The sequence below is a fragment of the Pseudomonas sp. PDM16 genome (genome assembly GCF_014851865.1).
GTDB lineage: Bacteria > Pseudomonadota > Gammaproteobacteria > Pseudomonadales > Pseudomonadaceae > Aquipseudomonas.
Genome location: NZ_JACVAM010000001.1, coordinates 1,380,515 through 1,392,308 on the forward strand (window position 1 = coordinate 1,380,515; position 11,794 = coordinate 1,392,308).

The window sequence follows — 11,794 nt, forward strand, 5'->3', positions numbered from 1 at the left end:
TGCAGGAGATAACAAAAATGACATGCCTCAAGAATCATCTCGTCGCTTCCCTGGCGCTGACCTTCTCGGTCGCGTTGACGGCCCAGGCCGCGGAGTTGACGCCCGGCACGCGGATCGATGCGAAGAACCTCGCTCAGCACCTGACCGATACCTTTGAAGGCCATAACATCGGGGATCTGCTGACCGAGCGCATGCAGATACTGATCAAGGACGAGGGGCTGGCTATCACGCTCAAGGCCTCCGAGACGATCACCCTGGGCAAGGACTACATGGCGGCTACCCAGGCCAACGAGGGCAAGGCGGTGTACAACCGTGATACCCGTCTGGTCGATGGCTGGGTGGCGGGCATTCCGTTTCCCAAGGTCAGCGAGGATGACCCGGATGCTGCCGCCAAGCTGATCTGGAACCACCACTACGCACAGCCGACCAAGAACCTGCAGGACTATCCGAAGTTCGGCTACCTGTTCCTCAACGACAAGGTAGGCCTGGAGCGGCGCCAGGAGTGGGCCTTCAAACGCTATTACATGAAGGGGCGTCTGGGTGATGGTGCGGTCGTCGAAGGTGACGGCAGCATCCTGACCAAGACCCTGCTGTACGCCACCTACCCCAACGACATTCGTGGTCTAGGCCTCTTCACCGTGCGCTATGACTCGCCGAAGCTGGAGGATTCCTGGGCCTACGTTAAGTCGGTGCGGCGTACCCGCCGTCTGTCCGGTGGCACCTGGATGGACCCCATCGGCGGTACCGACCAGTTGAGCGACGACATCGAGATCTTCAACGCCCACCCAACCTGGTATCCGGACTACAAGCTGCTGGGCAAGCGCTGGATTCTCGCGGTGGCGAACTCCACCGGCGAAACCTGGGACCAGAAGGCCAGTGGCAATGCCGAGTTCCCGGTGATCGACCTGGACAACGCTCCGCACTGGAACCCCAAGGCCGCGTGGGAACCACGTGAAGTGTGGGTGGTGGAGGCCACCACGCCGCCGGAGCATCCGTACAGCAAGAAGGTCATGTACATGGACACCCAGTTCCCGCGCTTCTATCAGGCCGAGGCCTATGATCGCAAAGGGCAGTTCTGGAAGTGGATGAACTATCACCTGCAGACCATCAAGACCGAAGATGGCGACGTGGGGATCATCTCGGCCGCCGGTTTCACCATTGACTACCAGCGCCGTCACGGCACGGTATTCGTGCTGGGTGGCCCGCGCCTGAACACTCCGGGTGTCACTGCGGACAGCGTCAACCTGCGAGAACTGGAAAAAGCTGCACGTTAGTCCTGTATGACCGGGACGCTCGCGTCCCGGTCGCTTTGCACGAATAAAACCAAGAAAGTGCTGGAGGCAACATGAGTTTCCGTTTGGGTGTCGATGTAGGCGGTACGTTCACCGACCTGCTCCTGATCAATGATGCGACTGGCGACAGCTACACCGCCAAGGTGCCGTCCACGCCTCACAATCCCTCCATCGCGGTGCTCAACGGCATCGAGAAGATTTGCCAGACATCGGGTGTCGCACCGTCCGACATCCGTTCGGTCATGCACGGCACCACCGTGGCGACCAACGCCATCCTCACCCGCCGGGGCGCCAAGGTCGGCCTGGTGACCACCAAGGGCTACAAGCAGGTGCTGCACATCGCACGTTCCTTCGTACCGGGTGGCCTGGGTGGCTGGGTGACCTTCAACAAGGGCGAGCTGCTGGCTCCGCTGGAGCTGACCGTCGAAGCCGACGAGCGCATCGATACCCATGGCGTGGTGGTGCGCGAGCTGGATCGCCAGGCGATCCGCGGCGAGCTGCTGCGCCTCAAGCAGGCCGGCATCGAAGCGCTGACCATCAGCCTGGTCAATGCTTACGCCAGCGGCGAGCACGAGCGCGCTATCCATGACATCGCCCGCGAAGTGATGCCCGGTGTGCCGGTGTCGCTGTCTTCGGAAGTGGTGCCGGAAATGCAGGAGTACGAGCGCACCGAGACCACCGTGGTCAACAGCTACGTGCGCCCGGAAGTAGCGAATTATCTGGAGCACTTGCAGGGCGAGCTGTGCAGTCGCCTGCGCCCGGATGTGCAGCTGTCCATCCTGCGCTCCGACGGCGGCCTGGCCACCAGCCAGTCGGCGGCCAGCACGCCGGTCAACCTGCTGCTCTCCGGCCCGGCCGGCGGTGTGGCCGGGGCGATCTGGTTCTGCTCCCGTGGTGGCTTCAGCAAGGTGCTGACCTTCGACGTCGGCGGCACCTCCACCGACGTCGCGCTGATCGACAACAACCATGCGCGTATCCGTCGTGAAACCCGCGTCGGTGACGTGGCCGTGCGTGCACCCTCGGTGGACGTGCGCACCATCGGTGCCGGCGGCGGCTCCATGGCCGCCGTCCCGGAGCTGACCCGTGCTCTGCGCGTCGGCCCGGAAAGCGCCGGCGCCGTGCCGGGGCCGGCTGCCTACAACAAGGGAGGCACAGTCGCCACCGTGACCGACGCCAACGTGGTGCTCGGCTACCTGCCGGCCGAGCAGAAACTTGGTGGCGACTTCCAGGTGCGCAAGGACCTGGCAACCACCGCCGTGCAGGCCATCGCCGACGCCATGGGCGTGTCGCTGTTCGAGGCCGCTGAAGGCATCGTGCGCATCGCCAACGAACATATGTTCGGTGCCCTGCGCCTGATCAGCGTTGAGCAGGGTTATGACCCGCGCGACTTTGCCCTGTGCGGCTTCGGTGGCGCCGGTCCGCTGCACGCCAACGCCCTAGGCATTCTGATGAACGCCTGGCCGGTGATCATCCCGCCGGGCCCTGGTGTGCTCTGCGCCTACGGCGACGCCACCACACGGGTCAAGGACGAGGCCTCGCGCTCGTTGGTGCGTCGCGTCAGCGACATGAGCGTCGAGGAGGTAACGCAGATCCTCCAGCAGCTGGGCGACAGCGTGCGCACTTCGCTGGCCTCGCAGAGTATCCCGGCCGACGTGCAGCAACTGACCTGGCAGGCGGATGTGCGCTACCAGGGCCAGGCCCTGCTGCTGACCCTGGATATCGACCTGGAGCGCCTGGCCAGCGAGGGCATGACGGCGATCACCGCCGCCTTCGATGCCGAGCACGAACAGCTCTTCACCTTCGCCCTCAGCGAGGCGCACGAACTGGTCAACCTGCGGGCCATCGCGCGCGCGCCGCGTCCGGAGATCACCGAGCGCGCCTTCGAGGGCGCCGACAACAGCCTGGCCGACGCCCATGTGGGCGAGACCCCGGTGCACTACGCCGGCAAGGATTACAGCGCTGCCCTCTACGCCCGCGGCAAGCTCAGCCCGGGGCTGGTGGTGCCGGGGCCGGCCATCGTCATGGAGATGGACTCCACCACCCTCGTTCTGCCGGGTTACGAAGCGGCTGTCGACCGCGTCGGCAATCTGTTGATCCGCCCGCTGGGCCATCAGGAGTAAGCGTCATGGTTGCGCGTATCAAACAAGAAAACAGCCTCGCCTTTCAGCGTGTCGACGTCGACGGCATCACCATCGACATCGTCGAGAATGCACTGGGCAACGCCCGCAACGAGATGGATGCGGTGCTGTTCCGTACCGCCATGAGTCCGGGCATCCGCGAGCAGGGCGATGCCTTCCCGATGATCGCCACCAGTGAAGGCAAGATGATCGTCGGCCAGTTCGGCTCGTTCATCACCGGCTTCCTGAAGAACTACGAGGGCGAGATCGAAGAGGGCGACGTGTTCCTCACCAACGACCCGTACCTGTGTGGCGGTGCGGTCAGTCACCTGCCGGACTGGCTGGTGCTGATGCCGATTTTCAAGGACGGTCGGGTGATCAACTACGCCGCCATGTTCGGCCACATGTCCGACGTGGGCGGCAAGGTGCCGGGCAGCCTGCCGACCAACGCCAGCTCGATCTGGGAGGAGGGCATCCGCATTCCGCCGGTGAAGCTGTACCGCCGCGGCGAGATGAACAGCGACATGCTCGACGTGATCCTGCACAACGTGCGCATGCCGCGCTGGAACCGCTCGGACCTCAACGCCATCGTCGCTGCCTGCCGCACCGCCGGCAAACGCTGCGTCGAACTGGCCGAGCGCTTCGGTGACGACGTGTTCTACAGCGCCCAGCAGGAAATGCTCGAACGCACCCATCGGGCGATGAAGGAAGTGATCACCCGCGTAGTGCCCGAACACCGCCAGGAGTTCGAGGACTACATCTGCGACGACGGCGCCGGCCTCGGCCCGTACACCCTGCGCTGCGCCCTGTGGCGCGAAGGCGACAAGGCGATCTTCGACTTCGAGGGCACCGACCCGCAGGCGCCATCCTCGGTCAACTTCTACGTCAACGAGGAGATGTTCAAGATCTTCTTCGGCGCGCTGACCATCAGCCTGTTCGACCCGGCGATCCTGCTCAACGACGGTTTCTACGACCTGGTCGAGGTGCGCATTCCGCAGGGCTCGATCCTCAAGCCGAACTTCCCCGCGGCGCTGTCCTGCCGTACCCACTTGCTGGGCCGGATCTTCGACATGATGGGCGGCCTGCTCGGCCAGGGCACACCGCAGGCGATGAACGCCGCCGGCTTCTCCGACTCGCCGCACTTCATGTACTCGGGCTACGACCAGCAGGGCGAGTGGTTCCAGCTGTTCCAGATCGGCTTCGGCGGCATTCCGGGGCGCCCGGCAGGCGACGGTCCGGACGGTCACTCGCTGTGGCCGGGCTTCACCAACGTGCCTAACGAGTTCGTCGAGGCCTACTTTCCGCTGCGTATCGAGACCTACGAGACGCTCACTGATTCTGGCGGTGCCGGCCTGCACCGCGGTGGCAACGGCCTGCGCGTGGCGTACCGCTTGCTGGTCGATGGCGACGTGTCGATCCATGACGACCGCTGGCTGACCTACCCCTGGGGCGTCAACGGTGGGGCACCGGGCGAACGCAGCCGCAAGGAGCTGATCCGCGCCGACGGCACCCGGCAGATGCTTCCGGCCAAGTGCGACAACATCAAGGTCAAGGCCGGCGACCTGATCCTCTTCGACACCTGGGGTGGCGGCGGCTGGGGCGACCCGCTGCAGCGCGAGCCGGGCAAGGTACTGACCGACATCCGCAAGGGCCTGGTCAGCGTCGAGGGCGCCCGCCGTTACGGCGTGGTGGTGGTCGACGGAGCGGTGGACGAACACGCCACCCAGGCCTTGCGTGAAGTGATGGCCAGCGAGCGCGGCGAGATCCAGCTGTTCGACCGTGGCGGCAGCCTGGACGAACTGAAGGCACGCTGCCTGGCGGAGACCGGCCTGCCGGCACCCGTCACGCCGGTCTGGGCATAAGGAGCGACCATGGCTCTGGACTCCCGTTCCCTGGACACCGCCCAGCGCTATGCGCTGGTGCTGGTGGACCTTTCCCTGGGTTTCACCGACCCGGCGCTCAGCCCGCTGGCCGCTGAGTGCACTGCCGTGGTGGAGGCCAACCAGCGCTTGCTGGCGGCCTTCCGCCAGCGCGGCTGGCCGGTGTTCTTCACCACCGTGGCCTATGACGACCCGTCCCAGGCCAGGGTGTTTCGCAGCAAGCTGCCGGTGTTGAATCTGCTCGAAGCCGGTTCGCCGCTGGTGGCGATCGACCCGCGTCTGGCGCCACAAGGCGACGAACCGGTGCTGGTGAAGTTCTGGGCCAGCGCTTTCTTCGGCACCGACCTGGCCGAGCGCATTCGCGCAACCGGGGCCGATGGGGTGATGGTCACAGGTCTCACCACCAGCGGCTGCGTGCGCGCCACGGTGCTGGACGCCTTGCAGAACGACCTGCGTGTGCTGGTGCCCGAGGAAGCCGTGGGCGACCGCGACGCCGAGGCGCACCGGGCGAATCTGCGTGACATGCAGATCAAGTACGCCGATGTGGTCGCGCTGGAGAGTTGCCTTGCGCTGCTTGCCTAGTGCGCTGCTGGTCGCCGCGCTTGCCGGCTGCTCGTCTACGGCACCTGCGCCGGTGGCGCAGCAGCCGGCCGCGTCACCGTCCTGCGCGGAGTTCGTCGACGCCTGGGTCGGCCACTTCCGCGCCAACGTGGCGCGTCTCGATGGCCAGGCCCGTACGCTGCCGGAGCAGCAGCTGCGCGAGGCGCGCGACGGCCTGGCGCGTGCCGGGGTGATGGAGTCGGACTGCCAGCGGCCGTTCTGCGTGGTACGGCCGGAGGCGGGCGGCCGCCTGAGCAGTTACTGCGGTTACCGAGTGCCTGACCCGACGGGAGCCGAGCTGTATCGCTGGGTGCCATGGACACCTGCCTCGCGCTGAGGCGAACCAACAACAACGAAATACCCTATTCACTGCCGAGGTGCCGACCGTGGGAGCCCAAACGCTCTACGACAAACTGTGGGACCGTCACCGGGTGGAAGACCTTCCCGACGGTTCGAGCCTGCTCTACATCGACCGTCACCTGCTCCACGAGGTGACGTCGCCGCAGGCCTTTTCCAACCTGCGCCTGGCCGGGCGCAAACCCTGGCGCCTGGACACCAGCCTGGCCACCCCGGACCACAATGTCCCGACCCTGGGCCGCGACCTGGGCATCGCCGGTGTCAGCGACAAGATCGCCCGGCAGCAGATCGCTGTGCTGGAGGACAACAGCCGCGAGTTCGGCATTCCGCTGTTCGCCCTCAACGACCTGCGCCAGGGTATCGTCCATGTGGTTGGCCCGGAGCAGGGTCTGACTCTGCCCGGCATGACCCTGGTCTGCGGCGACTCGCACACCGCCACCCATGGCGCGCTGGCGGCGCTGGCACACGGCATCGGCAGTAGCGAGGTCGAGCATGTGCTGGCCACGCAGACCTTGCGCAGCCGCAAGCTGAAGAACCTGCGTATCTTCATCGACGGCGTCTTGCCGAGCTACGCCACGGCCAAGGACCTGGCGCTGTACATCATCGGCCAGATCGGCACCGCCGGCGGCACCGGACATGCCATCGAATTCTGTGGCCCGGTGATCGAGAGGCTGTCGATGGAGGCGCGCATGACCCTGTGCAACATGAGCATCGAGGCCGGTGCAAGGGTCGGCCTGGTCGCCTACGACAAGGTCACCGAGGCCTACGTCAAGGGCCGCCCGCTGTCTCCGCAGGGCGAGCAGTGGAGCGATGCGATTCTCTACTGGCGTAGCCTGCATTCCGACCCTCAGGCGAGTTTCGATCAGAGCCTGAGCTTCCGCGGCGAGGACGTGCAGCCGCAGGTGACCTGGGGCACCTCGCCGGAGATGGTGGCGGCGATCGGACAGAACGTTCCCACCCTGGACATGGCCCGCGATGCGTTGCAGCGCCTGGACTGGGAGCGCGCCCTGGCCTACATGGGCCTGGAGGCGGGGCAGCCACTCGCCGGCGTGCCGCTGGATCGTATCTTCATCGGTTCCTGCACCAATGCGCGGATCGAAGACCTGCGCGCCGCTGCCGAGGTGCTGCGCGGGCGACGGGTTCATGGAAGGATCAAGCAGGCGCTGGTGGTACCGGGCTCCGGCCTGGTGCGTCTGCAGGCCGAGCGCGAAGGTCTGGATCAGGTGTTCAAGAGCGCCGGCTTCGAATGGCGCGCGCCGGGCTGCTCGATGTGCCTGGGCATGAACGCCGACCGCCTCAGCCCCGGCGAGCGATGCGCGGCGACTTCCAATCGCAACTTCGAGGGCCGCCAGGGCAAGGGCGGGCGCACCCATCTGCTGTCCCCGGCGATGGCCGCCGCTGCTGCGGTGGCGGGCGAACTGACCGATATCAGGAGCTTTTGAATGCAACCCTTGATCGAGCACGAGGGCATCGTCATCCCCCTCAACCGCGCCAACATCGACACCGACATGCTGTTACCCAAACAGTACCTGAAGAGCCTGGAATCGAGCGGCTTCGGTGGCTTCCTGATGGACGACGAGCGCTACCTCGACCCCGGCGAGGTCGACACGCCGCTCGCCAGCCGCCGCCCCGATCCGCGCTGCATCCTCAACCAGCCGCCCTACGACAAAGGCTCCATCGTCCTGGCCCAGGCCAACTTCGGTTGCGGTTCCAGTCGGGAGCATGCGGTGTGGGCGCTGCGCGATTTTGGGGTGAGGGTGATCATCGCGCCCAGTTTCGGAGACATCTTCCGCAACAACTGTTTCAACAACGGCCTGCTGCCGCTGCTGCTGCCCCAGCCCGACATCGACGCGCTGTTCGACATCGCGGCTCGTCAGCCAGGTTTCAGTGCTCGGGTGGATGTGGCGCAACGCTTGCTTGTAGCAGAGCAGCAGGACTGGCATTTCGAGCTGGATGAGGGCCGACGCCAGTGCCTGCTCAACGGATTGGACGAAATCGGTGAAACCCTGCGTTATGCCGACCGTATCAGCGCCTATGAACAGCGCCGAAAAAGCAACGAGCCCTGGGTGTTTCGTCACTGAAAGAAACACCCCGCCCAATAACAAGAAAAGGGGTAAGCCGTGGAATTTGCCAATGCGGAGCAGGAACGGGTCAAGATCTGTCTGATCGGCAACTCGAAGCTGAGCCAGATCGTGCACAGCCTGATTCCGGAGTTCGAAGCACTTGCCAGCATCACCATCATCGACAACATCTTCAATGATGCGGTGCGGGCGGCGCGTGACCTGATCGAGCGCCAGCAGGTCGATATCTTCATCAGTGCCGGGGCTAACGCCTTCTATCTGCAGGACACCCTGCCGATTCCGGTGCTGGCGCTTAAAGTGGAGCAGGCCGACCTGATCCAGGCGGTGCTCACCGCCCGGCGCATTTCGCCGAAGATCCTCCTGCTCACCTACGAGCGGCAGGAGGCCAACGTCGAGCTGCTCGGTCTGTTCGAGGGGCTGGATCTCACGCACCACACCTACAGCACGGCGGAGCATGCCAAGGAGATCTTCCATGGCCTGCGCAACGATGGTTTCGGTGTGGTGATCGGCTCCAGCTATGCCTGTGACCTCGCCGAGCAGTGGGGGCTGGAGTCCGTGCTGATCTACTCCCGCGAGTCTTGCCGCAACCTGCTGCGCAAGGCGATCCGCCACGCCGGCCAATACAAGCGGCAGGTGCAGCAGGCGCAGCTCGGGCAGTTCCTGCTGGAGCAGAATCCCCAGCCGCAGGTACTGACCAACCAGGACGGCATCGTGATCGCCTGGAACAGTGCCGCTGCGCAGTTCCTCGGCAACATGAGCCGTCGCCGTCGTCTGGACAGCGTGCTCGACAGCAAGCTGATCGAGGCACCTAGCCTGCGCGCCGAAGGCCTGCTGGTCGGCGAGCGCCTGTGCAGCCTGAACAAGCAGCCGTTCGAGGTCGAGGGCGAGCGCGTAGGCTTCCTCTACAGCTTCCTGCCGAGCCCGCAGGCACTGGCCCAGGACGATGGTCGCCGACTGGTGTTCCAGTCCAGCCGTATGGCGGAAGTGCAGAACCAGCTGAGCGTCTACGGCGCCACGCCCGGCACCGTGCTGATTCGTGGCGAGACCGGCACCGGCAAGGAGCTGGCGGCGCGTCAGGTGCATGTGTCCAGCGCCAACGCCAAGGGTCCGTTCGTGGCGATCAACTGCGCTGCAATTCCTGCTGAGCTGTTCGAGTCGGAGCTGTTCGGCTATGCCGAGGGGGCGTTCACCAGCGCGAAGAGCGGGGGCAAGTCCGGTCTGCTGGAGAGCGCCAATCACGGTACTTTCTTCATGGACGAGATTAATTCTCTGCCCATGCCGCAACAGGCCAAGCTGTTGCGCGTGCTGCAGGAGCGCGAGGTCAGCCCGGTAGGCGCGCGGCGACCGATATCGCTGAACATCAAGTTCGTCGCGGCCTGCAACGTCGACCTGATGGACGAGGTGCGTGCCGGCCGTTTCCGCGAGGATCTCTATTACCGCATCAGCACCTTTGCCGTGCATATCCCGCCGCTGCGCGAGCGGGCCGAGGACATCCCGCTGCTGACCAGCTACCTGATGCGTCGCGAAGGGCAGCGCTATGGCCTGGAGATCGAACCGGACGCGCTGATCAAGGGCGTGGCACCGGTGTTCCGTCGCTATCACTGGCCTGGCAACGTGCGCCAACTGGAGAACGTGGTGGAGCGGCTGATCGTCTCGCAGCGTCTGTATGGCAGCTGCGAGGCCATGCTCGATGCGTTGCCCCGGGTGATTCCGGAGCTCTACGCGCCGCTGAGCGAGGGTGAGAACGGTGGCCATCTGCATCATGTCGAGCAGGAGGAGATCGTCAAGGCGCTGCAGCTGTTCGGAGGCAACAAGAGCATGGCCGCGGAGTACCTGGGTATCAGCCAGACCACGCTGTGGCGGCGCCTCAAGCGCTTGCAGAGCGGGGAAGGCTACGCATGAGGGCCTGGCAGGCGGTACCGCCCTTCGGCATAGATGCGCTGCAGCTGGTCGAGCTGGATCGTCCCGTGCCGGGGCCGCATCAGATATTGATCAGGCTGCGCGCTGCGTCGCTCAACTACCGCGACCTGGAGATGGCGACCGGTACCTACCAGGGGCAGCCGCAGCAGGCGTTTGTCCTGCTGTCCGATGGCGCCGGCGAGGTGGTGGAGGTGGGCGCAGCGGTAACAGGTTTCTCTCCTGGTGACCGTGTGTCTGGCTGCTTCTGGCAGGGCTGGGAGGCGGGACGGCTGGGTGACAGTCATGCGGCGGTACCCCTGGGCGGACCGCTCGATGGCATGCTCGGCGAATACACACTGCTCGACGAACAGGGCGTGGTGCATTGCCCAGCACACCTTTCCTGGGAGGAGGCGGCCACCTTGCCCTGCGCAGCACTGACTGCCTGGCAGGCGTTGGTCGTCGAGGGGCAGCTGAAGGCTGGCGACTGGGTGCTGGTCCAAGGTACGGGCGGGGTCTCGCTGTTCGCCCTGCAGTTCGCGCTGCTGCACGGCGCGCGGGTCATCGTCACCTCCAGTCGTGACGATCGCTTGCAGCAGATGGTGAAGCTGGGGGCGGCCGGAACGATCAACTACCGCAGCATGCCCGATTGGCACGAGCAGGTGATGGCCATCACAGCGGGGCGTGGTGTGGACCATGTGCTGGAGGTGGGCGGTCCGCAGAGCTTTGCCCAGTCCCTGCAGTGCCTGCGTCCCAGTGGGCAGGTCAACGTGATCGGCTATCTGGGGGGCCAGCAGGGCGAGATCAATCCGTTGCTCATCCTGCAACGCAATGCCCGCGTACGAGGTATAGCGGTCGGCCCGCGCCAGTCGCACGAGGCCATGAACCGTGCGATCGAGAGCAGTGGCCTGCGGCCGATGATCGACAGCGTCCACGACTGGCTGGAGCTGCCTCAGGCGCTGGCACACCTGCAGTCAGAGCAGCATTTCGGCAAGGTGGTCCTGCGCATCGGAGCGAGCTGAACGGTGCAATCTCGCCACTTCGGTCGTCGGATAGCGACGCGGAGGCCCGCTGCAGAGCTAGTCTTGAAGGTCCGAGCGGTAAACGCCGCCTGGATGCATCCGGCAACATTCATCCCTCTCGCATTTCGCGTGAGGAACCAATACGAGTAGTACGTCATGCCCGAATACAACGCCCCGCTGCGCGACATGCGCTTCGTCCTCCATGAAGTGTTCGAGGCCCCAGGCCTGTGGGCCCGCCTGCCGGCCCTGGCCGAGACAGTCGATGCCGAGACCGCCGATGCCATCCTGGAGGAGGCCGCCAAGGTCACCGGTGGCCTGATCGCCCCGCTCAATCGCAGCGGCGACGAGGAAGGGGCACAGTGGGCAAACGGCATCGTCAGCACTCCGGCGGGCTTCAAGCAGGCCTACGCCACCTACATCGGGGGCGGCTGGGTCGGCCTTTCCGGCAATCCTCAGCATGGCGGCATGGGCATGCCCAAGATGCTCGCCGTGCAGTTCGAGGAGATGCTCTACGCCGCGGGCTCCAGCTTCGCCCTGTACTCCGCGCTG

General features: G+C 65.3%; 10 protein-coding genes. All 10 read left to right on the forward strand.

All coding sequences use genetic code 11. The features are described 5' to 3' along the window. Positions 1 to 17 precede the first annotated feature (17 nt). Positions 18 to 1,274: a DUF1329 domain-containing protein gene (locus IB234_RS06355; protein WP_192315474.1), complete on the forward strand. Its 1,257-nt coding sequence runs from the start codon at positions 18 to 20 to the stop codon at positions 1,272 to 1,274. A gap of 71 nt (positions 1,275 to 1,345) precedes the next feature. Then, positions 1,346 to 3,412, forward strand: a complete 2,067-nt coding sequence (locus tag IB234_RS06360; RefSeq protein ID WP_192315476.1) for a hydantoinase/oxoprolinase family protein — start codon at positions 1,346 to 1,348, stop codon at positions 3,410 to 3,412. Between the two features lie 5 nt (positions 3,413 to 3,417). Continuing rightward, complete coding sequence (locus tag IB234_RS06365; RefSeq protein ID WP_192315478.1) at positions 3,418 to 5,271, forward strand: hydantoinase B/oxoprolinase family protein; 1,854 nt, start codon at positions 3,418 to 3,420, stop codon at positions 5,269 to 5,271. A 9-nt stretch (positions 5,272 to 5,280) separates the two neighbouring features. After that, positions 5,281 to 5,871 carry an isochorismatase family protein gene (locus IB234_RS06370; RefSeq protein WP_192315480.1) on the forward strand — a complete coding sequence of 197 codons (591 nt, stop codon included), beginning with the start codon at positions 5,281 to 5,283 and terminating at the stop codon, positions 5,869 to 5,871. Further along, entirely contained in the window at positions 5,855 to 6,226 is a 372-nt protein-coding gene (locus IB234_RS06375) for a hypothetical protein (protein WP_192315482.1), read from the forward strand. Before IB234_RS06370 ends, IB234_RS06375 begins: the two co-directional genes overlap by 17 nt. Before the next feature lie 49 nt (positions 6,227 to 6,275). Continuing rightward, complete coding sequence (leuC, locus tag IB234_RS06380; protein WP_192315484.1) at positions 6,276 to 7,688, forward strand: 3-isopropylmalate dehydratase large subunit; 1,413 nt, start codon at positions 6,276 to 6,278, stop codon at positions 7,686 to 7,688. After that, positions 7,689 to 8,327 (forward strand): 3-isopropylmalate dehydratase small subunit, encoded by a 639-nt coding sequence (leuD, locus tag IB234_RS06385; protein WP_192315487.1) that lies wholly within the window; start codon positions 7,689 to 7,691, stop codon positions 8,325 to 8,327. Between the two features lie 39 nt (positions 8,328 to 8,366). Then, on the forward strand, positions 8,367 to 10,229 hold the full coding sequence (locus IB234_RS06390) for a sigma 54-interacting transcriptional regulator (protein WP_192315489.1): 1,863 nt from the start codon (positions 8,367 to 8,369) through the stop codon (positions 10,227 to 10,229). Beyond that, positions 10,226 to 11,245: a zinc-dependent alcohol dehydrogenase family protein gene (locus IB234_RS06395; protein WP_192315491.1), complete on the forward strand. Its 1,020-nt coding sequence runs from the start codon at positions 10,226 to 10,228 to the stop codon at positions 11,243 to 11,245. The genes IB234_RS06390 and IB234_RS06395 overlap by 4 nt, the downstream gene beginning before the upstream one ends. Before the next feature lie 156 nt (positions 11,246 to 11,401). After that, on the forward strand, positions 11,402 to 11,794 hold a 393-nt coding region (locus IB234_RS06400), incomplete at its 3' end, for an acyl-CoA dehydrogenase N-terminal domain-containing protein (RefSeq protein WP_192315493.1).